This window comes from Micromonospora sp. NPDC005172 (genome assembly GCF_040608555.1).
Lineage (GTDB): Bacteria > Actinomycetota > Actinomycetes > Mycobacteriales > Micromonosporaceae > Micromonospora.
Window position 1 is genome coordinate 22851 of the sequence record NZ_JBEXIL010000035.1, and the last position, 22504, is coordinate 45354.

13 protein-coding genes and 3 pseudogenes are annotated in these 22504 nt (G+C 72.3%); 6 read left to right on the forward strand and 10 right to left on the reverse strand.

Annotated elements, in window-relative coordinates; genetic code table 11:
* The first annotated feature begins 136 nt into the window (after window positions 1-136).
* Complete coding sequence (locus ABZV06_RS22505; protein WP_355623867.1) at window positions 137-523, forward strand: DUF2267 domain-containing protein; 387 nt, start codon at window positions 137-139, stop codon at window positions 521-523.
* 153 nt (window positions 524-676) lie between these two features.
* Complete coding sequence (locus ABZV06_RS22510) at window positions 677-1648, forward strand: hypothetical protein (protein ID WP_355623870.1); 972 nt, start codon at window positions 677-679, stop codon at window positions 1646-1648.
* Window positions 1649-1723: 75 nt separating this feature from the next.
* On the opposite strand, the gene ABZV06_RS22515 is transcribed toward ABZV06_RS22510, so the two are convergent.
* Window positions 1724-4129 carry a ricin-type beta-trefoil lectin domain protein gene (locus tag ABZV06_RS22515; protein ID WP_355623873.1) on the reverse strand — a complete coding sequence of 802 codons (2406 nt, stop codon included), beginning with the start codon at window positions 4127-4129 and terminating at the stop codon, window positions 1724-1726.
* Between the two features lie 252 nt (window positions 4130-4381).
* Window positions 4382-5218, reverse strand: a complete 837-nt coding sequence (locus tag ABZV06_RS22520; protein ID WP_355623876.1) for a copper resistance protein CopC — start codon at window positions 5216-5218, stop codon at window positions 4382-4384.
* Between the two features lie 101 nt (window positions 5219-5319).
* Here ABZV06_RS22520 and ABZV06_RS22525 point away from each other — a divergent pair, with 101 nt between their 5' ends.
* The 3 genes from ABZV06_RS22525 to ABZV06_RS22535 all read left to right on the forward strand — a co-directional run bounded on the left by ABZV06_RS22525 (window position 5320) and on the right by ABZV06_RS22535 (window position 8220).
* A complete protein-coding gene (locus ABZV06_RS22525; RefSeq protein ID WP_355245290.1) occupies window positions 5320-5799 on the forward strand; it encodes a hypothetical protein in 480 nt (159 codons plus the stop codon).
* A 5-nt stretch (window positions 5800-5804) separates the two neighbouring features.
* On the forward strand, window positions 5805-7160 hold the full coding sequence (locus ABZV06_RS22530; protein WP_355623879.1) for a hypothetical protein: 1356 nt from the start codon (window positions 5805-5807) through the stop codon (window positions 7158-7160).
* A gap of 292 nt (window positions 7161-7452) precedes the next feature.
* Window positions 7453-8220, forward strand: a complete 768-nt coding sequence (locus ABZV06_RS22535; protein ID WP_355623882.1) for a nucleotidyltransferase domain-containing protein — start codon at window positions 7453-7455, stop codon at window positions 8218-8220.
* A gap of 20 nt (window positions 8221-8240) precedes the next feature.
* Here ABZV06_RS22535 and ABZV06_RS22540 read toward each other — a convergent pair whose 3' ends face one another.
* The 4 genes from ABZV06_RS22540 to ABZV06_RS22555 all read right to left on the reverse strand — a co-directional run bounded on the left by ABZV06_RS22540 (window position 8241) and on the right by ABZV06_RS22555 (window position 14218).
* A complete protein-coding gene (locus tag ABZV06_RS22540; RefSeq protein ID WP_355623885.1) occupies window positions 8241-9635 on the reverse strand; it encodes an FAD-dependent oxidoreductase in 1395 nt (464 codons plus the stop codon).
* Between the two features lie 189 nt (window positions 9636-9824).
* A complete protein-coding gene (locus tag ABZV06_RS22545; RefSeq protein ID WP_355623888.1) occupies window positions 9825-10589 on the reverse strand; it encodes a methyltransferase domain-containing protein in 765 nt (254 codons plus the stop codon).
* A 130-nt stretch (window positions 10590-10719) separates the two neighbouring features.
* Window positions 10720-12417 carry a hypothetical protein gene (locus ABZV06_RS22550; protein ID WP_355623891.1) on the reverse strand — a complete coding sequence of 566 codons (1698 nt, stop codon included), beginning with the start codon at window positions 12415-12417 and terminating at the stop codon, window positions 10720-10722.
* A 202-nt stretch (window positions 12418-12619) separates the two neighbouring features.
* The gene (locus tag ABZV06_RS22555; RefSeq protein WP_355623894.1) at window positions 12620-14218 is read right to left on the reverse strand and encodes a bifunctional NAD(P)/FAD-dependent oxidoreductase/class I SAM-dependent methyltransferase; all 1599 of its coding nucleotides are present in this window, start codon (window positions 14216-14218) and stop codon (window positions 12620-12622) included.
* 38 nt (window positions 14219-14256) lie between these two features.
* On the opposite strand from ABZV06_RS22555, the gene ABZV06_RS22560 reads away from it, so the two are divergent.
* Window positions 14257-14853, forward strand: coding sequence for an XRE family transcriptional regulator (locus ABZV06_RS22560; RefSeq protein WP_355623897.1), 597 nt, complete (start codon window positions 14257-14259; stop codon window positions 14851-14853).
* A gap of 143 nt (window positions 14854-14996) precedes the next feature.
* Here the strand turns inward: ABZV06_RS22560 and ABZV06_RS22565 are convergent, their stop codons facing one another.
* The 4 genes and pseudogenes from ABZV06_RS22565 to ABZV06_RS22580 form a co-directional block, all read right to left on the reverse strand.
* A complete protein-coding gene (locus tag ABZV06_RS22565) occupies window positions 14997-16547 on the reverse strand; it encodes a hypothetical protein (RefSeq protein WP_355623938.1) in 1551 nt (516 codons plus the stop codon).
* A gap of 2178 nt (window positions 16548-18725) precedes the next feature.
* Window positions 18726-19838: pseudogene (locus ABZV06_RS22570) on the reverse strand (choice-of-anchor A family protein); the annotation flags it as partial.
* Between the two features lie 84 nt (window positions 19839-19922).
* Window positions 19923-21524, reverse strand: a pseudogene (locus ABZV06_RS22575) (sulfatase-like hydrolase/transferase); the annotation flags it as partial.
* Between the two features lie 254 nt (window positions 21525-21778).
* Window positions 21779-22468: pseudogene (locus tag ABZV06_RS22580) on the reverse strand (CDP-alcohol phosphatidyltransferase family protein); the annotation flags it as partial.
* Between the last annotated feature and the right edge of the window lie 36 nt (window positions 22469-22504).

Below are 22504 nucleotides of genomic sequence, written 5' to 3' on the forward strand. Positions count from 1 at the left end.
TCCCGGTCCGACCTCACCGTACGAGACGGCGTCGGTGGGACGCGGCGCAACCGACAGAACCACCGGCGGGATGGCCCGGGTTTGCCGCCGTCCGGCCCGGGTAGCCACGCGTTCCGGCGACGGAAGGGGCGGGACCATGGCCGAACTGGCGTTCGTCGACAAGGTCGCGGCACGGGCGGGCATCCCGCCGCAAGAGGCACGCTCGCTGACCGAGGCGGTCCTGCGGACGCTCACCGAGCGCCTCAGCGGCGGCGAGGCGTCCGCGCTCGCTCCCCACGTGGCCGACGAGCTGAGCCCGCTGCTGGTCAAGGCCGCCGAACCGCCCGAGACATTCGGGTACGACGAGTTCCTGCGCCGCGTCGCCGACCGTGCCGGCACGGATCGGCCCGGCGCCGAGCGGGGCGCACGGGCGGTTCTTCAGACGATGCACCGGGTGGTCGGCCACCGGGAGTTCACCGACGCCCTGGCGCAGCTCCCGGCGGACCTGCGGGCGCTGGCTCAACCGCTGCCGCACGGCCCCTGACCGACGCGCGCCTGATGCGTCGGTGACCGTTCGGTCCCTGGCGTGCCGCCACGACACCGGATCTACTGTGCGTAACCGATCGAACGCGCAGTGGCGGTTGTCCCGCGCCCGTCCGCCGGGTCGTCGCCGCTCCGATCCGGAGGAGCGTCCCCCTTGGCGTCCTTGGTGTCCCCGCGTCCCCTGCTGACCGCAGTGACGACCGTCGTCGCGATGATCACCCTCGCTCCCGCTCCCGTCGTCGCGTCCCCGCACAGCTATCGGGTCGTCGACCTCGGCACCCTGAGCGGGGGTGACGGCGCTGCGACGGCGATGAACGACCGCGGCGACATCGTCGGCTGGAGCACCGTCGCCGGCGGCGCCCGGCACGCCGTGCTCTGGCGACACGGCGTCATCACCGACCTGGGCGTGCTGCCCGGTGACACCGATTCCAGCGCCGTGGACGTCAACGAGTTCGGTGACGTGGCGATCACCTCGTTCGGCTCGGACTACCTGACCCGCGCGGTGCTCTGGCGCGACGGCCACCTCCGCGACCTTGGCACCCTGGGCGGGGAGAACAGTGTGGCGATCGGCGTAAACGACCGGCGGCAGGTGCTCGGCACCAGCGATCCGGCCGACGACATGCGGCACCGTTTCCTGTGGCGCGACGGGGTCTTCACCGACCTGGGTCAGGAGTACTTCTACGAGTTCACCGCCGACTTCAACAACGCGGGCGACGTGGTGGGCGGGTTCAACGTGCCGCCGCAGGACTACCCGTGCACCTGCGTCGGTGGCCGGTTGCGCGACGGCGTCCTGACCCAGATCGGCAGCGCGGCGCTCGGGATCAACAACCGGGGTCAGGTGGTGGGCGCGGCGAACGGCCGGGCGTTCCGCTGGCAGAACGGGACACTCACCGACCTCGGCACGCTCGGCGGCGACCGGAGCCACGCCACAGCGATAAACGACCGGGGGGTGGTGGTGGGCCAGAGCGCCACCACCAGCGCCGCGTGGCACCCGTTCCTCTGGCGCAACGGTGTGATGACCGACCTGACCACCCGGGGCGTGTGGGAGACCGACTGGATCGAGGACATCAACATCAGCGGCCACCTCGTCGGCGCGCGGGGGAACCGACCGGTGCTGTTCCGCTGAGCGTCGGTTCCCACACGGCTCACGAGACGGGGCGTGGCCCGACCCGCCGGTCTGACCACGCCCCCTCGTCCGAGGTCAGCCGGTTACCCCGCTGCTGACCACCCACTTCTGGTGTGCGCCGCCCGCGTACGTGCCGAGCTGGATCTGGGTGCCGTCGCCGGTGTTACCGCCGGCGGCCTCCATGATCTTGCCGGACTGCGGGTTGCGGATGGATCCGTCGCTCTGTGGCTGCCAGACCTGCGCGCCGGTGCCGTTGCAGGTCCAGAGCTGGATCTTCGTACCGTTCGCGGTGCCCGCGTTGTCCACGTCCAGGCACTTGCCGAGCACCCGGTACGTGTCGCCGACCCGGGTCCACGACTGGGCGGCGGTGCCGTTGCAGGTCCAGAGCTGGATCTTCGTACCGTCGGCGGTGCCCGAGTTGTCGACGTCCAGGCACTTGCCGCCGACGCCGGTGATGGTGCCGCCGATCGGCGGCGGCGGGCTGCCCGGGATGGAGTTGAGCGTGTACCACGCCTCGGTGCTCCACAGTGACTGGCCGCTGGTGGAGGTGAACGGGCGCGGCGAGCGCAGGTGCACCACCCGACCGGCCTTGCGGCCGGCCACCGCCAGGCTCACCTTCTTTCCGTCCGACGAGAGAGTGGCCGAGGTGACGGTGAGGGCCTCCTCGTCGATCTTCGGCCCGCCGTAGGCCGAGGTGGCCACGTACCGCCATTGCTTGATCTTGTAGTGGGACGCGAGGTTGGCGGCGGTCGCTGCCGAGACGGGCTGGGTGTACTCCACCTCGAAACCGGTGGTGGTGGCACGCATCGCCAGCATCTCGAAGGTGCTGGCGCTGTTCGGGGTGAGCTTCTGCAACCCGTACGTCAGCTTGCCGGTCTGCCCCCAGTTGCCGCCGGCGCCGAGCCCGCCGACGTAGATCGCGCCGTCCGGGCCGAGGTTCACCTCGGAGACGCCCGCCTCCAAACCCTGGGTGAGTCGGAACAGCGCGCCCTGGTACTCGCCGTTGACCTTCTCCACGGAGGCGCGTTGGAGACCGCCGTAGGTGACGTCGCCGATGACGAACTGGCCGGCGTACCGCCCGCTGGTGAGGTAGAGCGGCGTGCTCGGCGAGTTGGCGATCTCGTTCTGCGGCATCCAGAGCACCGGCGGGGTGACCGGGTTGGTGTCGAACGGACCGGCCGGGGTCGTGTAGTGGTTGAAGAAGCGGCCCTGCTTGATGTGCACCAGCTTCGACGACGGCAGCCAGCCGCCCTGGTTGTCGGTGACGAAGATGCCGCCCTCCGGCCCCCAACCGATGCCGTGTGGTGTCCGCAGGCCGCCCGCGACGTAGCTGACCGCGCCGGTGTCCTTGTTGACCTTGATGGTGGTGCCCCGGTTGGCGGCGGGCTGCGGCACGGTGGTCGCGCCGCCGTAGTCGATCGACACCGACAGGTTCACGTAGAAGAACCCGTCCTGGTAGAGCAGACCGAACGCGAACTCGTGGAACTTGCCGCCGTACGGCCAGGTGGCGACGGTGTCGAGACGGTCGGCCACCTCGTCGCCGGTGGTGTCCACGAGCCGGGTCAGCCGCTGCTTCTCCGACACGTAGACCACGCCGTCGACGACCTTGAGCCCCATCGGCTCCTTGAGGCCACCGGCGATCTTCTTGGTGGTCACCGCCCCGGGACTTGTCGCGCCGCCGGTGCCGCCCATGATGTACACCTCGCCGTCCTGGGAGGTGCCGGACTGGTCGCTGCCACCCCAGGTGCTGATGACCAGCCGTCCGTCGGGCAGCCAGTCCATCCCGGTGACCTTCGGCTGGAAGCCGCTGGGTCGCAGGTTGGTGAGCGTGTAACCGGGGTGCACGCCGGTCAGCGGCAGGCCGTCACCGGGCGTGTCGCTGACGCCCTCGCACTCCTTGCGTCCCGGTGCGGTGACCCGGACGACCCCGGCGTCGGTGCTCAACGCCGAGTTCGGTACGACCACGAAGGACGACGAGCCGGGCGTACGCCACTCCAGGGTGATCTGCTGGTCACCACCGCGCTCGAAGTGGTCGATGCGCAGTGGATGCAGGCCGGTGGCGAGGGTGACCGTGCCCTCCTTGGGTGGGGTGGCGCCGTGCAGACCGTCGTGGTCGACGACGACGGTGTTGTCGATCGTGAGCTTGGACCCGTCGTCGCTGCTGAGCCGGAAGGTGTAGCTGCCGGCCTGGGTGACGGTGATGTTGCCGAGCACCTGCGAGACGAAGTTGTCGTCGAAGCCGAAGTCGGCCGTCGACGTCCAGTTGATCGTGGACATGAGCTTGTCGACGTTCGGGGTCTGCGCGGGCTTGAGCGTGCAGATCTCGGAAAGCGGCACCTGGACGTCGTAGACGCGCAGGGTGACGCCCGGTTCCTGCTCTGCGGCGGCGTCGGCCGGGTCGGCCCAGAAGCCGACGGTGAGGACGAGCGCGAGCGCGCCCAGGACGGGACTGCGGAATCGGCGAGGCAGCCGTGTACCCATCGTTCCTCCAACGAGGATGAGGAGTGACCGGCGGCCGGCATGCAGCGATGGTGAGGTGGGTGGCCGCCGGCCCGGTCCGTAACGTCCTCGACGCCGACGAGTGACGATCCGGAAACACCGGGTTGATGGGTCGAGACATTAAGGGGTTTCGATCAGGGTGTCCATGCCTTTGCATCGATACATCAAAAGTTCCCGATGTCCGTGCGAAAGCTCGCGGCACTGATCCCCGAATGTCCAGGGATGTGACCGGCCTCAGCGGCGTCCGCGGCGAGCCGGACGGCGGTTCGTTCCGCCGCGTGGACGCGGGAGGCTGCCGCCTGTTGGACGTGCGGCGCCGCCGCGCGGGCGGGCAGCCTTACCCGCCGGCCGGGCGGCGGGGCGACGGCGGGCCGCCACGAGGATGAGCGTGCCCACGACGGCGACGATGGCCGCGGGTACCACCCACGAGGGAAGTCCCTTCTCCTTCGAGGACGCCGGCGGCGCGGCGGCGGGGGTGATCGCCGGGTCGAGTGTCGCGGCCGGTACGGCGGACGCCGACGTGCCGCCCTCGGCCTGGGCGAGCAGGGCGGGATCGGGACCGTCCGTCGGGGCCGTCCAGCCGGCCGGGGCCGCCGTGCTCGGCCCCTGGTAGTCGAACGTGACGGTGCCCCGCACCGCCTCGCCGTCGGAGGCGACCGTGAGGTAACTGGCGGTGTACCTGCCCTTCGCCGGCCAGTGCGCGACGGCCACCATCGCGGGGAAGCCGGTGTGGTACAGCCGCGGCTCGAAGACGCCGTTGACCATGAAGTACTCCTGGACCGGCTTGTCCAACCGCGTCGGCTCGCCGTGCGACCAGCCGCTGTCCACCCGCGACCCGTTCGGGCCGGTGAGGGTGAAGTGCGCGTTGGCGGCCGGCTTCTCCGTGAAGTACAACCCCACCTGGGCGAGAGGCTGGCGCACCACGGTGCCGGTCAGCGGGGTGGAGGTCGCCAATTGGCCGTGCGCGGACGCCGGGGCGGCGGGCAGCGCCAGTGCCGCCACCAGCAGCGCGGCCAGCACCGCGAGGGTACGACTCACGTTGTTACCGACAGTGGCGAGCCTCGATCGCATTCGTTCATCATGGTCATTTCCCCGTCGCCGAACAAGACGTAGAGTTCACCCTCCGACGATCATCTCGACACCCCGTCCCCCCGCGTCGTTCGGAGTCCGCCGTGCCCGTCCCCGGTCCGCGCCCCACCGTCCGCTCCGCCGCCCTCGTGGTCACCGGTCTGCTCACCGCCCTGCTCGCCGCGGGCTGCGGCCACGATGACGACCCGTCCGTCGCCACACCCTCGACGGCCCCGACGTCGGCCGCCGCGCCGACCACGTCCGCCGCGTCGGTCACCCCGGGCAGCCCCACTCCCGCCGCCACGCCCAGCACGACCGCGGTCGACCGGGAGATCACCGTGACCGTCGCCAAGCGACGGGTCACCCCGCCGACCGGCCGGGTGACGGTGACCAAGGGCCAGTTGGTCCGGATCACGGTCACCTCGGACGTCGCCGACGAACTGCACGTGCACGGCTACGACCTGGGCGCTCGCCTGCCGGCCGGCGCGCCGGGCATGGTCGAGTTCCGGGCCGACAAGACCGGGCTGTTCGAGGTCGAGACGCACGAGACCGAGCTGGTGCTGTTCCAGCTCGTCGTCCGCTGATCGGCATGTCCGCCGCTCCCACACTGCTGGCGCACGGCGTCGGCGGCCGCCAGGACCTTCCGATCACGCTGCCCGAACTCGTCGTCGCCGCCGCCCTGACCCTGGTCGTCACGTTCCTCGCGTTGGGCCTGCTCTGGCGCGAACCGCGCCTCGACCGGGACGCCGCCGGTGGCCGGCCCGTGCCGGACCGGCTGGCCCGCCTCCTCGACGCCCCCACGTTCCGGTGGGTGCTGCGCGCACTGGGGTTGCTCGCCACCGGCTGGTTCTGCGTCGGCCTGCTCGCCGGGCCGGACACCCCGGACAATCCCACGGCCGGCGCGCTCTACGTGCTCCTCTGGGTTGGCCTGGTGCCTGTCTCGCTGCTGTTCGGCCCGTTCTGGCGGGCGGTCAACCCGCTGCGTACCGTGCATCTGCTCGGCGCGCTCGCGGCCCGGCGCGACCCGGCGCGCGGCATCCGCGAACTGCCGGGCGGCGTGGGCCTCTGGCCCGGCGCGGTCACCCTCTTCGCATTCGTCTGGCTCGAACTGGTCGCGCCGGACCGGGCCACCCTGCCGGTCATCACCGCGTGGCTGGCCGGGTACGCCGTGGTGATGCTGGCCGGCGCGGTGCTGTTCGGCGCGGAATGGTTCGACCGGGCCGACCCGTTCGAGGTCTACAGCGCGCTCGTCGGCCGGCTCGCTCCGATCGGCAGGGCCGCCGACGGTGTGCTGGTGTGGCGCAACCCGCTCGACGGGATCGCCGGTCTGCGACCCCGTCCCGGGCTGGTCGCCGTGGTCATCGTGCTGCTCGGCTCGACCATGTTCGACAGCCTCTCCAACGCGCCGGCATGGCTGCGCTTCGCGCAGGAGAACGGGCTGCACCCGGCGATCACCGGCAGCGCCGGACTGGTCCTGGTCATCGGGGCGGTCGCTGTGGCGTACCTCGCCGCCACCGGCGTCGCGGCCCGCGTCGGTCGCACCGAGCGGGCGGACGCTGGCGCGGTCGCCGCGCGGCGGGTGCCGGGCGAGATCGCGCACTCGATCGTGCCGATCGCGGTGGGCTACGTGGTGGCGCACTACTACTCGCTGCTGATCCTGGAGGGTCAGCGCACCGTCGCCCTGCTCTCCGACCCCCGCGAGACCGGAGCGGACGTCTTCGGCACCGCGGGCTGGGAACCGCACACCGCGCTGGTCACCCCGTCCGGGGTGGCCAACCTCCAGATCACCGTCATCATCGTCGGGCACCTGCTCGGCACCCTGCTCGCCCACGACCGCGCCCTGTACCTGTTCCCCCGCGCGCGGGCGGTCGTCGGTCAGCTCCCGTTGCTCGCGCTGATGGTCGCCTACACCGTCGCTGGCCTGCTGCTGCTCTACGCCGGTTAGGCCGTGTGTCAAAGCCCCTGGCCCGCCTGCGAAAGGCCCAGACGACTGCCGCTTCGGCCGCTGATGAACCGCCGCTCGCGGGCCCGTGGTCCGGCCGGATCGGAGCCGCCCGCTCTATTGAGAGTGATGCCTGTCAGTCATCTTGATGCCTCACAGGCATCACTCTCATCGTGGTGTCCGCCGTCCGCCGTCCGCCGTCCGCCGTCCGCCGTCCGCCGTCCGCCCCTCGGCTCGACCGAGGACCTCGACACACGGCCTGGCCGCGTCCACGCCCGCAGACGAGGATGGGGGCGTGGACTTCGCTCTGACGCGCTACCTCGACGATCTCGTGGACACCGCCCGGGACGTGCTCGGCGACGATCTCGTCGCCGCGTACGCGGCCGGCTCGGTGGGGCTCGGCGCGTACCAGGCCGGACGCAGTGACGTGGACGTCGCGCTGGTCTGCGTCGACCCGCTCCCCGAGACCGTCAAGCGGACGCTCGTGGCACGGCTGCGACACGAGGCGCTGCCCTGTCCGGCGCGCGGGCTGGAACTGGTCGTGTACCGGCGGGCGGTTTCCACCGCCGGCAGCCCCGATCCCGGCTTCGAGGTCGAGCTGAACACCGGACGCGCCATGCCGTTCCGCCGCACCCTCGACCCGGCCGACCGCCCGGATGCCGACGGCCGGTTCTGGTACGGGCTGGACCGCAGCATCCTGCACCAGAGCGGACTGCCGCTTGCCGGTCCTCCGGCGGCGGAGGTCTTCGCCGACCTTCCCCCGGACGCTCTGCGTCGGCTGCTGGTGGAGGCGCTGACCTGGTGGCTGGCCCTGCCGACGCCACCGGACGACCAGCCCGCGCCCGGGGCGGAGGACGCGGTGCTCGGCGCATGCCGCTCCCTGGTGCGCCACCGCGACGGCGTCTGGCTGTCCAAGGTGGCCGCCGGTCAGCGACTCGTCGACACCGGCGACCCGGCCGACGTGATCCACCGGGCGATCGCCGCGCGGCACGGCGGCCCACCGCCCGCCGGACCCGAGGCCCGTGCCTTCCAGCAACGGGTACGCGCCGAGATCGCCGGCTGACCGCACCCGGTGCGAGGTGCTCAGCGCACCGGGCGGGACCTGAGTGAGGCGAAGAGCAGGTTGAGGCCCTCGGCCATGGTCGGATGCGTGATGATCGCGTCCCGCAGCGCGGTCCACGGCATCCGCGCGAGCATTGCCAACTGCACCGAGGTGATCACCTCACCCGACTCCGGGCCGAGCAGTGCCGCGCCCAGGATCAGGTCGGTACGGTCGTCGATCACCGCCTTCCACATGCCCTTCGTCTGGCGCAGCGTGCGGGCCCGGGGGATCGCGGCGACGGGCAGGTGGGCCACCTGGACGTCGTACCCGGTGCGCCGCGCGTCGCTCTCGCTGAGACCGACCCACGCCAGCTCCGGGGTGGTGAAGACGGTGTACGGGATGAGTCGGTCCGCCGTGCTGCGCTGCTCACCGGCCAGGTTCGCCCGGATGATCCGATAGTCGTCCAGCGAGACGTGCGTGAACTGCGGGCTGCCGGCGACGTCCCCGGCCGCCCACGTCCGCTCGGCGCTGGTGCGCAGGTACTCGTCGACCACCACGAAGCCACGACCGTCGAGCCGGACACCGGCCGCGTCCAGCCCGAGCCCGTCGGTGACCGGCGCCCGGCCGGCCGCCACCAGGACTTCGTCGCCGGTCACCACGCTGCCGTCGTCGAGGGCGACCCGGAGCGTGCCGTCGGGGTCGCGGTCGACCCGGGCGACGGCCACGCCGACGCGGACGTCGATGCCGTCGTCGAGGAAGATCCGCATCAGCGCGTCGGCGATATCGGGGTCCTCGCGGGTGAGCAGTTGGGGGCCGCCCTCGATGACCGTCACCGCGCTGCCGAACGACGCGAACATCTGCGCGAACTCCACCCCGACGGTCCCGCCGCCGAGCACCACCAGTCGCGCCGGCAGTCGATCCAGCCGCAGGAGGTCGTTGCTGGTAAGTACCCCGGCCTCGGCCATCCCGGGCACGGACGGCAGATGTGGGCGGGTGCCGGTGTTGATGACCACGTCGGCGCCGCGCAGCAGTCGTTCGCCGCCGTCGGCCAGCGGCACCCGCACGGTCCGCGCGGCGACGAACCGGGCCGCACCGATCACCAGGTGCAGACCCGAGTCGAGGAACTGCTGTCGGTTGGCCGCCACCATCTGGTCGACGACGTCCTGCTTGTGCGCCCGCAGCAGGTCCACGTCCACCCGGCCACCCTCGACCACGAGACCGAGCGCGGCGGCGTCCCGGAGCTGGCGGGCCGCCCGCGCGCTCGTCACCAGCGCCTTCGTGGGGATGCACGCGACGTTGATGCAGCTACCGCCGATCATGCCGCGCTCCACCATCGCCACCCGGCGGCCGGAGCGGGCCACGTCCATGCTCAGCGTCTTGCCGGCCTTGCCGCCGCCCACGACGAGCAGGTCGAAGTCCTCCGGCTGGTCAGTCACGGGCACTCCTCGCGGCCACGCGGCGCGTCCCCTTCCGGATCGCCGATCGGGCCGGTGGTGCGTGTCGGCCAGCCCCAGCCTGCCAGCTCCGATGGGACGTCCGGGACGGTTCCCGGCGAAAGCGCACCGGCACACCTCGGGTCCGGCGAGCGGCGCGGGGCGGCTGCGGGACCGACGTGCCGTGGCTGGTCAGGGTGCCTCGGCCGTGACCAGGTAGAGGGTGAAGCTCGCCAGCGAAGGACCAGCGGTGAGACGCCCCAGCCACGCCTGAGCGTCCGTGTCGGTCAGCTCGCCGGCCGTCACCGCACACGCGGAGTTGCGCCGCAGACCCAGAATCCGGTCCGCCGTGCCGAAATCCTCGAAGACGACGGCGATCGCCTCGACCGAGCGCACCCGCAGGCCGGCCCGTACCGACAGCCGGACCAGGTCCCGCCCGACCGTCGGATTCCGCACCCGACCCGCCACGAACCGGGCGAAGCGGCGGCTCGTCTCCACGTCATCGTCGGCGACGGCCAGGGTGTCCCAGTCCGGCTCGGTCACCGCGAGCACACCCCCCGGGCGCAGCACCCGGCGGACCTGCGCCAACACCGTCGCGGGATCGTCCACGTGCATCAGCACCCGGTCGATCCGGACCCGGTCCATGCTGGCATCGTCCAGCGGAAGCCCATGGGCATCGCCCGCGCGCAGATCGATCCCCGACCGGCCGGCCACCCGCCGGGCCGCCTCCGCGAGCATCCGCCCGTCCCGGTCGACTCCGACGACCAGGCCGTCGGGCCGGACCGCGTCGGCCAGCCGCCCGAGATCGGTGCCCGGGCCGCAGCCGACGTCCACGACGGCGTGCCCCGGCCGCAGGTCGAGAGCGTCGACGGCACGCCTCTTGTAGTGACGGCCGATCGTGGTGGCGGCGGCTGCATCCAGGTACGCGATCTGATCCACACTCGTGAGCTGGCTCATCCGCCCATCCCACCATCGGCGCGACAGCGTGCGGTGCAGACGATGCGGGGATTCGGTGTAGACCGCCCGGTGCCGGTTCTGCGGAACGGGCCGGGACGCACGCGCCCCGGCCCGTTCCGCGCTGGCGGGCTCAGTGTCGGCCGTTGCCGTTGCCGTTGTCGTTGACCGGCTGCCCGAAGGCCAGGAACGGCACGGGCGTCGGGGGCTCGGTCCGGGCGAAGATCGGCTCGGGCTGCGGGGTGGGCGATCCCGACGTGGCCGTCCGTTCGGCAAGCGCCACCGGGTACCGCAGGGGCGTCCCCTCCGGGCGGTCACCGTCGGTGTGCTCGGCATCGGCGTGGGTTTCGTCGGCGTGGGCCCCGCTGCGACCTGCCTCGTCGTCACCGGCCTGGTCCGCGCCGACGCGGTCGGTACGCGCCTGCTCGGTGTCGGTCTCGGCGCGACCGGCACGCTCGTCGGCGTCGGCGTCGGCGTCGGCGTCGGTGTCGGTGCGGTGGCTCGCCGGCGGGTCGACGGGGATCAGCTCGACACCCGCACGGGCGGGACTCGACCGTGGGCCGACCATCGGATACTCGGCGGTCTCCGTACCGCCGGCCGCAGCGGCCATCACGGCGGCGGAGGCCAGGTCGGCCACCCGCTTCGCCTCCCGCTGGACCCGGGCGCGGACCTCCTTCGCGTGCCGCTCGGCGGAGTCGCCGGCCCGCCGTGCCTCGTCGAGTCGAGTCGTCTCGGCGGTCAGGTCCCGCCGCACCTCGCTCAGCCGTTGCTGGATGCGGGACAGCTCGTTCTCCAGGGTCTCGCCCTCCTGGCGGACCTCGGCGAGCTGCTGCTGGGCGGTCTCCAACTCGGCGTGCAGTTGGGCCGACTCCTCGCGGCGCTCCTCGATGTCCCGCTGGAGCGCCGTCAGCTGCTCCTGGTGGCTGGCGGCCTGCTCGTCGGCCCGGTTACGCAGCTCGGTCACGTGCTGCTGCGCCTCGGCGAGCAGCGCGGCGATCTGCTGCTCGGTGAAGCTGCGCTGCTCGGCCAGCTCCTCCTGCGCCGCCGCCTGCAACTCGGCGATCTCCTGCTCGGCGGCGCTGCGCCGTTCGGCGACCTCGCGCTCCACACCGGCCTGCCACTGGACCATCTCCTGCTGGTTCTTGGCCCGGGCCGCCTGGACCTCCTGCTGGATCTGGGTACGCGCCGACTTCATCAGGGCGTCGGCGGCGACCCGCGTCTGGTTGAGCTGCTGCGCGCTCTGCTCGGTGATGCGCTTCGCCTCGTGCTGGGCGCGTTCGTGCGCGGCCTCGCCGTCGGCGCGCAACTGCTCGGCGCGTTCCCGGATCGCGGTCAGCTCGGCCTCGGCCACGGCGCGCCGCTCCTCGTACGCCTGCTCCTGCTCGCTGCGCCGCGCGGCCACCTCCTCGGACAGGTCCTGGCGTGCCTGCGCGGCCCGCTCGCGGGTGTCGACGAGGATCCTCTCCGCCTCGTTGCGCAGCTCGTTGGCTCGGTCGGTGGCCGAATCGGTGATGAGAGCGGCCTGCTTCTCGGCGAGGGTCAGTATCTCGCCGACCATCGGGCCTAGATCCTGGAACGAGGCGCGGTCCACCTGCACCGGCTGCTCGTGCAGCTCGGCCAGCTCGGCGCGCAGCCGCTGCACCTCGGCGGTCAGCTCCCGCACCCGCACCGCGGACCGGCCGTGCTCGCCGCTGAGCATCGCGATCTGCCCGTCGAGCTGCTCCAGGTGCCGGTCCACCTGGCGTTTGTCGTAACCGCGCAGGGCGAGCTCGAAGCTCGGCCGCGAGGCCGCGTCGTCGCGTGCTGCGAGCGGCTCAGCGCCGATGGACATGCACCATCCTCCGTACAGTCGGGGCGCAAGGGCCGGCGGTCAACCGCCCTGCGGGCCGTGAGTGTGGCGCAACGCTACCGCCGAGCCGCCTCCCGTGCGAAGGCCCGCACCCCTCATTCGTCGATCATGGAGTCGTGGTGCCCGGAAGGCCCTGATCCGCGGCTCTTGTCATCCACCACGACTCCATGATCACCGGTGCGGCTCAGCGACGGCGGGCCACCATGACCGCGTCGTGGTGGACGACGTCGTGGGGGCCGGGGCGGGGACGGGTGTCGGTGGTGAGGACGTCCCAGCGGGTCGGGTCCAACGCGGCGGCCACGTCCTCGGCGGTGTACATCATGTCCGGCATGTGCATCCGGTGCCCCGACGTCCACAGGTCCATCGGGTGGTGCCCCACGACCAGCAGCACGCCGCCCGGGGCCACCGCGGCGGCCAGCCGGGTGAACAACTCCCGCCGCTGCACGGGGGGCAGGTGCATGAACTGTGCCGACACCAGGTCGTACGCCTCCTCGGCGGGCGGCTTGTCGCGCAGGTCGGCGTGCGTGAACTCGATCTGGTGACCGACCCCGGCGGCCTCGGCGTGTTCGGCGGCCCGGGTCAGCGCGGTGGTCGAGATGTCCACCGCCGTCACCCGCCAGCCCCGCTCGGCCAGCCACACCGCGTCGGCGCCCTCACCGCTGCCCACGTCCAGCGCCCGCCCCGGAGTCAGGTCGGCCGCCTCGGTGACCAGCTGCGGGTTCGGGCGGCCACTCCACACCGCCGGCTTCGACAGGTACCGCTCCTCCCACGCCGGCTCCTCGAAGGTCGTGGCGACCAGTTGCCGGTACGCGGTCACCGCGTCCCGGGTCTCCTCGGCGATGAGGTCGGCGTTGATCGCCGCTGCGGCGGTGAGCCCGGCGGCGGCGGACGTGATGACCTGACCGCGCAGGTCGGCCACGTTGCCGGCCACCCAGACGCCGGGAACGGTCGTCGCTCCGGTGGCGTCGGCGGGGACCTGGGTGCCGACCACGTGCCCACCCATCGTCACCTCCTCGGGGGCCAGGCCCAGCCCGACCAGCAGGTCGGCGCGGGGTGCCGTGCGGGTGCCGACCACGACCACGTCGAGGGCCACCACGCGGCCGTCGGCGAGCCGGACACCGCTGAGCGCGTCCTCGGTCACCTCGATCGCGGCGACCGGGCCGGGCACCACCGCGATGCTCCGGGCGGCGAGCCGTTCGGCGGTCTCCTCGTCGAGGGGCGGCGCGTCGTGCAGCAGGAGGAGCACGTCGGACGTCCACTGCCGCCACATCTCGGCCTGGTGCACGGCCATCGGCCCGGTAGCCAGCACGCCGACGCGGCGGTCGCGCACCTCCCAACCGTGGCAGTACGGGCAGTGCAGCACGTCACGGCCCCACCGCTGCGCCACCCCGGGTACGTCGGGCAGCTCGTCGGTCAGCCCGGTGGCCACCAGCAGTCGACGGGCCCGCACCGCGTCGCCGTCGTCGAGGGCGAGCCGGAAGCCCTCGTCGTCCCGGGTCGCGGCCTGGACCCGGCCGGCCCGGAACTGCCCCCCGTACCCGGCCACCTCGGCGCGCCCGGCGGCGATCAGCTCGGCCGGCGGCGTCCCCTCCCGGCCCAGGTAGTTGTGCACGTGGTCGGCGGGCGCGTTACGCGGCTCGCCCGAGTCGATCACCAGCACCGACCGCCGCGCGCGGCTCAGCGCCAGAGCGCCGCTGAGCCCGGCCGCGCCACCGCCCACCACCACCACGTCGTACGTCTCGTCCACCGGAATGTCCCCCTGTTCGTCGGCTGAGCCCACCATCCGTCGCCGTCGTCGAGATGGCAAGTATCGTTGCTGTTATGGCAAACGACGACAACGCCGCGCTGGCCGCCGTCGGCCCCCGCCTGCGTGCCCTACGCCACCAACGCGGCACCACGTTGACCCAGCTCGCCGATCTGACCGGCATCTCGGTGAGCACCCTGTCCCGGCTCGAGTCCGGCAGCCGCCGGCCCACCCTGGAACTGCTGCTTCCGCTGGCCCGGGCCTATCAGGTGGCGCTGGACGAGCTGGTGGACGCCCCGGCCACCGGCGACCCCCGCGTACGCCCCAAGCCGATCGTGATCCACGGCGTGACCCACCTGCCGCTGACCCGCCGCCCCGGCGGCTTGCAGGCGTTCAAGCAGATCTTCCCGCCGGACCCGACCGCCGGGGGACGAACCCCGCAGGTTCACGAGGGGTACGAGTGGCTGTACGTGCTCTCGGGTCGACTGCGCCTGGTGCTCGGCGACCGCGACCTGATCCTGACGCATGGCGAGGTGGCCGAGTTCGACACCCGCATCCCGCACCTCATCATGAACCCGGGGCCCGGCACGGCCGAGGCGCTCAGCCTCTTCGGGCCGCAGGGGGAGCGGCTGCACGTACGCGCCCGCCCCGTTGGGTCCGACCGCCCCGATTGACCGCCGATCGACACGACATCGGCGATGTCGCGGTATCCAGGCCATCGGACACCCCGACATCGCCGACCTCGTGTCGCGGCCGGGGTGATGTGCCGCGGGGGCCGGACCGGTTCCCCTCCGGTCCGACCCCCGCGACGTCCGCGCTAGGCGCGGAGCCTGCGCTGCCGGACGACCAGCAGCAACGCGGCACCGAGCAGCACCGCCAGCACCCCGGCGGTCATCCAGCCACCGATCGGGAACGACGTACCGGTCACCGGCAGCTTGCCCTTCACCGGAATGGTGATGGTGGACTCCGGCGCCACCGGCGCGGGGCCGTCCGGCGGGGTGCCCGTTGCCGTCGCGGTGTTCCGCACCGAGCCGTGGTGGTAGTCGGCCTTGCTGACCGTGTACGTCGCCGCGCAGGTCACCGCCGCGCCGGCGGCCAGGGTGACCGCGCCGTTGGGTGTCCGGTCCGGCCCACAGGTGATCGGGCCGAGGTTGGCCGGTGACGCCGGCGCCGTGAGGGTGTCGGTGATCGTGACGCCGGTCAGCGTCACCTGCCCGGTGTTGGTGACGACGAACTGGAACGGCACCTGCTGACCGGGCCGGTAGATCTTTCCGGTGCTGCTGGACTTCACCACGGTGATCGCCGCGCCCCGGGTGGCGGTGACCTCGGCGGTGACGGGTCCGGAGCGTACCGGGGCGGGTGGTTCCTGGCCCGGGATGGTCGGCGGCGTGCCGGCCGCCACGGCCGTGTTGGTGATCCGGCCGGCCTCGATGTCCGCCGCCGTGACGGTGTAGGTCGACGTGCAGGTGGTGCTCGCTCCGGCGAGCAGGGTGACGCCGCCGTTCGGAACGGGCGGGGTGCCGCAGGTGATCGCCCCGGGCGTGCCGGTTCCGGAGAACTCCGTCTCGTCGACGGTCACCGACGTGAGCGGGGTGTTGCCGGTGTTGCTCACCACGAACCGGTACGTGACCACGTCACCGGCCGTCGACACCACTGTGGGTGTGGCCGACTTGGTGATGGCGATCGCCGGGTGCGGGATCGGGATGTCCAACGGGGACGGCGGCGAGACCGTCGGCGGCCCGAACGGCGGCGTGCCCGTGGCGGTGGCGACGTTGCGCAGCGACGAGCCGGCGAAGTCTGCCTCGGTCACGGTGTAGGTCGTCCGGCACTGGATGGACGCGCCCGGTTCCAGGGTCACCTGGCCGTTCGGGATGTTCTGCGGGCCGCAGGTGATGTCGCCGAGCTCGGCGCGCGGGGACGGCGGCAGCACGGTGTCGTTCACGGTCACGCCGGTGAGGGTCAGGCCGCCGGTGTTGACCACCAGGAAGGTGTACGGCACCTGCTGGCCCGGCGCGGTGACCGCCACCGTGGTCGACGATTTGATCACGTCGATGCCGGGGACGACCCCCGCCTGGGGAATGGTCAGCGTCGAGGGTGGCGAGTCCACCGGCGTGCCCCCGGGTGGGATGCCGTGTGCCGTGGCGGTGTCGGTGACCCCGTCGTTGTCCAGGTCGGCCTGGGTGACGGTGTAGGTGGCCGTGCAGGCGGTCGTCTCACCCGGCGCGAGGGTGGTCACCGCGCAGGTGATCGGGCCGAGGTTCGCGTTGGACGAGGGCGGTGCCTGGACGTCGGTGACGGTGACGCTGGTCAGAATGAGTCCGCCGGTGTTGACCACGTGGAAGCGGTACGGCACCTGCTGGCCGATCATGCTGATCGTGGTGACCTCGGACGTCTTCACCACGGAGATCGCCGCCACCAGCCCGGATTCGGGGATAGTCAGTGTGGACGGCGGTGAGTCCACCGGCGTCTCGCTGTTCGGCGGCGTGCCGTGCGCGGTGGCGGTGTCGGCGACGGCGTTGTTGTCGAGGTCGGCCTGGGTGACCGTGTAGGTGGCCGTGCAGGCCGTCGCCTCGCCGGGTTCGAGGGTGGTCTGCGGGCAGGTGATCGGGCCGAGGTTCGCGTTCGACGACGGCGGTGTCTGCACGTCCGTGACGTTGACGTTGGTCAGCGTGACGCCACCGGTGTTGGTCGCGAGGAACTGGTACGGCACCTGCTGGCCGACCGCGGTGATCGCCACCGTGGTCGACGACTTGATGACCGCGATCGACGGCGTGACGTCGGCCGCCGGAATGGTCAGCACGGACTGGTCCGAGTCGACCGGCTGCTCGGTGCCCGTCGGGGTGCCGTGCGCGGTCGCGACGTCGGTGACCTCGTCGTTGTCCAGGTCGGCCTGGGTCACCGTGTAGGTGGCCGTGCAGGTGGTGGTCTCGCCGGGCGCGAGGGTGGTCTGCGGGCAGGTGATCGGGCCGAGGTTCGCGTTCGACGACGGCGGTGTCTGTACGTCGGTGACGTTGACGTTGACGAGTGTGACGCCGCCCGTGTTGGCGACCAGGAAGTGGTAGGGCACCTGCTGGCCGACGGCGCTGATGGTCGCGCTGGTGGACGACTTCACCAGCGAGATCGCCGGGGCGGGCGCGTCACCGGGGATCGTCAACGTGGACGGCGGCGACTGTACCGGCGGCCCGCCGCCGGGCGGTGTGCCCCGCGCGGTAGCGGTGTCGCGGACGGAACCGAAGTCCAGGTCGGCCTGGGTGACCGTGTAGGTGGCGGTGCAGTCCGTCTGCGCCCCGGGGGCGAGGGTGGTGGCGGCGCAGGTGATCGGGCCGAGGTTGGCGTTCGACGACGGCGGAGTCTGTACGTCGGTGACGGTGACGTTGGTCAGGGTGAGCCCGCCGGTGTTGACCACGTGGAAGGCGTACGGCACCTGCTGCCCGACGGTCTCGATCGAGACGGTGGTGGACGTCTTCACGACCGCGATCGCGGCGACCAGGCCGGTCTCCGGAATGGTCAGCGTGGCCGGTGGCGAGTCGATCGGCGTACCCCCGGGTGGGGTGCCGTGTGCGGTGGCGGTGTCGGTGACGCCGTCGTTGTCGAGGTCGGCCTGGGTGACGGTGTAGGTGGCGGCGCAGGTGGTCCGCGCGCCGGGGGCGAGGGTGGTGGCGGCGCAGGTGATCGGGCCGAGGTTGGCGTTGGACGACGGTGGTGCCTGGACGTCGGTGACGTTCACGCTGGTCAGCGTCAGTCCGCCGGTGTTGACCACGTGGAACGAGTACGGCACCTGCTGGCCGACCGTCGTGATCGAGGCGGCGGTGGAGGTCTTCGTGACCGCGATCGACGGGGTCAGACCGGCCGCCGGAATGGTCAGCGTGGACGGCGGCGAGGTCACCGGTGCGCCGGCGGGTGGCGTACCCCGCGCGGTGGCGGTGTCGCGTACGCCGTTGTTGTCCAGGTCGGCCTGGGTGACCGTGTAGGTGGCGGTGCAGGTGGTGGTCTGTCCGGGTGCGAGGGTGGTCTGTGGGCAGGTGATCGGGCCGAGGTCGGCGTTCGACGACGGCGGGGTCTGCACGTCGGTGATGGCGATGGCGGTGAGCGTCACGCCGCCGGTGTTGGTGACCAGGTACCGGTAGGGCACCTGCTGACCGACAGTGGTGATCGAGGCGGTGGTGGACGACTTGATGACGGCGACGGCGGCGGTGAGCACCTGCGCCGGGATGGTCAGGGTGTCCGGTTCGGAGACGACGGGCTGACCGACGGGTGGGGTGCCCCGGGCGGTGGCCGTGTTGGTCACCCCGCCGTTGTCGAGGTCGGCCTGGGTCACGGTGTACGTGGCGGTGCAGGCGGTGCGCTCGCCGGGCGCGAGGGTGGTGGCGGCGCAGGTGATCGGGCCGAGGTTGGCGTTCGACGACGGCGGGGTCTGCGTGTCGGCCACCGAGATGCCGGTCAGCGTGACGCCGCCGGTGTTGACCACGTGGAACGAGTACGGCACCTGCTGCCCGACGGTGGTGATCAACGTCGTCGTCGACGACTTGATCAGCGAGATGTCGGCCGGGGTGGCGCCCTCGCAGGAGAGTGTGGTGCTGAACGGGAAGTAGTGGATCTCGCCGCCGCGGTGGTCGAGCGTGCGGGTGATGACGCTGCCCTCGGTGTTACTGGCCGAGAGGTCGGTGAGGCTGGCGTTGGGGGCGTAGACGGTCCCCTCCACCGTGGCGGCCTGCGGGGTGAGAGTCAGCGCGGTCGCGGTCGGGAAGTTGAACAGGATGTAGCGAGCCTGCTCGCCGCCGATGCCGGCGAAGTTCGGGGCGGTCCAGTCGAACGTGTTGCCGACGCCCGTCGTGTCCACGTTGACCAGCAGCGGGGTGGTAGCGGTGGGCTGGCTGGCGAAGGTCAGGATCTGGATGTTGGCGAGGTCGGCTGCGGTCAGGTTGAGCACGTTTGTCACGCCCGGGGTGAGGGTGACCACGGCGTTGCTGCCCGGCGGGATCGGTCGGGGCAGCACGTCGCCGTTCGGCGTCCGGAGCACCACCGTGTTGTCGCAGGTGGCCAGGCCGGCGGTGGTGTCGCGGAAGGCGGCGAACGCCGCGGCGAAGTTGATCGGCGAGGTGGGCCCGACGCTGGGGACGGGCTGCCGGGTGACCAACTCGACCCGGGGGGACGCGTCGTAGTTGTCCGACGGCAGGATTCGCGTGTTGACCTGGGCGCCGTTGTTGTCGGTGTCGCGCACGACCGTGCCGGTCAGGTTGCCGACCTTCGCGTACCCGTTGGAGAGCACCTGGAGGCGCGTGCCACCGACACTGCCGGCGAAGTTCACGCGTCCGCCGACGACGAGGGCGCTCGGGCGGGCGTCGCCCGGTACGACGAACGAACCGGCCGTCGCCCCGGCGAGCTGGTAGTTGCCGAAGGTGAGGTCACCGCCGACGGCGAGGGTGCCCTCGTTCTCGTCGTTGACCACTGTGGCGTTGCCCTCGGTCATCACCCCGAAGCTCAGCGCCTCGGCGACCGGGTCCACCGGACCGATCGCCTCGTCGACCGCGGCCAGCACCGGGTTGGCCCGGGTGGGCGCGGTGGACGCCGGCAACAGACCGGTGACCGCCAGCAGCCCGCCGACGGCAAGCAGCGCCGTCGTCCGCGACCCGCGACTGCCCCACGCAAACATCCTCATCACGCCCCCGTTGCTCGATGTGCGAGCGAAGCGTAGCGAGGTAATTGTGACGAATGGAGTTATTTGTCCGAATTGCTGGAGCGATCAGCGCGGGGCGGCCAGCGGCGGTGTGGACGATCCGAAGGCGGTCAGGAACCGGTCGCGGAAGGAGTCCATCGGCCACACCGGCGCCTGCGGGCCGGGCCGCAGGCCGTCCTGCCAGCCCCACCCGGCGACCCGGTCCAGCACCTTCGGGTCCCGGGCGACGATGGTGATCGGCACGTCGCGGCTCGCGCCCTCGCCGGTCACCACCGGGGCGGGCTGGTGGTCGCCGAGGAAGACCAGCACCAGATCGTCGTCACCGTAGGTCTCGACGTAGGAGATCAGCGCCGACAGGGAGTAGGCGACGGCCTGCCGGTAGCCGGCCCGCACCCGACCGGTGTCCCGGTCGTCGGCGTCGCCGTCCTCCTTGGCGCCGGCGTCGCCGTGGTAGATCGAGCCGTCGCCCACCGCGTCCCAGCCGATCATGCGGGGCACGGCAGTCCAGGGGGAGTGGCTGGAGATCAGCGGGATCTCCGCCATGATCGGACGGTCCGCGTCGGCGCGGACCCACCGCTGGAAGAACGACAGGGTGTACTGGTCGGGCATCGGCGCGTAGCTGAACTTCGGGCCACGGTAGCCGAGCGCCGCCGTGTCGTAGTAGCGGTCGTACGAGAAGAAGTCCTTCTCCGGCCAGGGCTGGGTCGCCGCGGGCAGCACGCCGACGGTCTGCCAGCCGGCCCGGCGGAACGCGCCGTTGAGCGTGAGCCGGTCACTGGCCAACAGGCTGCGGTGCCGTTGCTCGTTGTCCGTCCACAGACCCGACAGCAGGGTGTCGTGTGCCAACCAACTGCCGCCGCCGAACGTGGGGGAGGTGAGGAAGCCGCTGCGCGAGCCGTACCCGGCCGCGCGGAGCCGCTCGCTCCCGGCGTCCAGCACCGCGTTGACCTGCGGCGCCAACTCCGGGTCCTCGACGGCGTCGCGCCCGTAGCTCTCCACGAAGGCGAGGACGACGTCCTTGCCGCGCAGCCCGGTCAGCAACTGCTCGCCCGGGGCGTCCTGGAACGGGTCGGTGTCGATCTGGGCGGTGAACCGGCTCCGGTCGTGCAGCCGCGCGTCCACCTGCTCGGCGTGCGCGCCCACCAGCGCGGTGGTGCCGGCGTCGGCCACCGGCACGCCCGGGACGATCCGCACCCCGGTGACGGCGCAGACCACCCAGGCGACCGTCAGCACGGCCACCGCCCGGGTCGCCGTCCGCTCGTGGTCGACCAGCAGCGACGCCAGTCGCCGTAGCGCCACGGTCACCACGACCAGCAGCAGGACGACCAGCAGCACGACGCCGACCACCGCGGCGACCGCGCCCGTCCGCCCCGCCGAGTCCCGGACGAAACCGAACGCGTCGTCCAGCAGCAGCCAGTCCAGCACCAGGTCGAACGGCCGGTCGAGGGCCGTGCGGAACCCCAGGTCGGCGAGCCTGACGATGGCCAGCAGGCCGAGCAGCGGCCCGACCACGGCCACCAGCACCCGCCGTGGGCGTGGTGGCAACGCCAGCAGCAGCGCCGCGACCAGCAGACCCTCCAACGGGATGCGCACCAACGCGCCCGGGGTCAGCTCGCCGAGCCGGTCCGGGCCGACCAGGACGGCGTACACCAGCAGGACCGCCAGCGCCGTGCCCGCCCACCGCAACGCCCGCCGCGCCGGGCCGCCCGACACGGACGACACCACGGGAGTACGACCACCGGCGTCAACGGTCGACGCCGAGCGCCCGCGCAGCCGGTCGGCCAGCCGGCGTCGCCGAGGTGCAAGGGTCATCGGGGCCTCCAGTCCGAGGGGAACGTACCGGCCGAGCGCGCCAGCAGCGCCGGCCTGGGCACCCGAAGGTTCGAAGCGGGCACCGGCAGCAGCGGGTGGGCCCGTCGGGGCGCCGGGCGGCGACGCCACAACCAGGCCACGTCCCGGCCGAACGACTCGACCAGTAGCCCCAACGCCGTCACCAGCACCACGGTCGTCCACGGGTCCGGAAGCACCCGCGCGGCGGCCACCGTCAACAGCACCCCCTGCGCGGCCGCCACCACCTTGCGCCAGAAGCGCGGCGGCAGCGTTCCCCGCAGCCAGGGCAGCACCGCGCTCGCCGCGACGAAGACGTACCGCATCGCGCCGATGGCCAACACCCAGTTGCCGGCCGCCGGGGCCACGTACACGCTGAGGACCAGGATGAGGAACGCGTCGACCTCCATGTCGAAGCGGGCCCCCAGGGCGCTGGCCGTGCCGGTGCGCCGGGCGACCTGGCCGTCCACCGCGTCCAGCGCCAGGGCTACCGCGCTCAGCGCGACCAGCAGACCCACCGGCGTCGGGCGCTCGAACGAGTCCACCACCAGCGCGGTGATCGCGCCGACCAGGATTCCCCGGGCCAACGTCACCCGGTCGGCGGGGCCGAGGCGGGACGCGCCAGACAGGTAGAGCCCCCGGCTCAACGTGAGGCAGGTGACCGCCGCGTAGCCGGCGCCGGCCAACCAGCCCGCCGTGCCCAGACCCACGGTGGGGACCAGCGCCGCCAGCACGACGAGCTGTGCAGTAAGCCCGATCACCGGACCGCTTCGAACTGTGGGCACCGTACCTCCGTGTTTATGATCGACGACCCCGACAGG

Coding starts and splice junctions, on each gene's coding strand:
- ABZV06_RS22505 (WP_355623867.1), top strand. CDS start 137: ATGGCCGAACTGGCGTTCGTCGACAAGGTCGCGGCACGGGCGGGCATC.
- ABZV06_RS22515 (WP_355623873.1), bottom strand. CDS start 4,129: ATGGGTACACGGCTGCCTCGCCGATTCCGCAGTCCCGTCCTGGGCGCG.
- ABZV06_RS22520 (WP_355623876.1), bottom strand. CDS start 5,218: ATGCGATCGAGGCTCGCCACTGTCGGTAACAACGTGAGTCGTACCCTC.
- ABZV06_RS22530 (WP_355623879.1), top strand. CDS start 5,805: ATGTCCGCCGCTCCCACACTGCTGGCGCACGGCGTCGGCGGCCGCCAG.
- ABZV06_RS22545 (WP_355623888.1), bottom strand. CDS start 10,589: ATGAGCCAGCTCACGAGTGTGGATCAGATCGCGTACCTGGATGCAGCC.
- ABZV06_RS22550 (WP_355623891.1), bottom strand. CDS start 12,417: ATGTCCATCGGCGCTGAGCCGCTCGCAGCACGCGACGACGCGGCCTCG.
- ABZV06_RS22555 (WP_355623894.1), bottom strand. CDS start 14,218: ATGGTGGGCTCAGCCGACGAACAGGGGGACATTCCGGTGGACGAGACG.
- ABZV06_RS22560 (WP_355623897.1), top strand. CDS start 14,257: ATGGCAAACGACGACAACGCCGCGCTGGCCGCCGTCGGCCCCCGCCTG.
- ABZV06_RS22565 (WP_355623938.1), bottom strand. CDS start 16,547: ATGATCGGCCAGCAGGTGCCGTACCGCTTCCACGTGGTCAACACCGGC.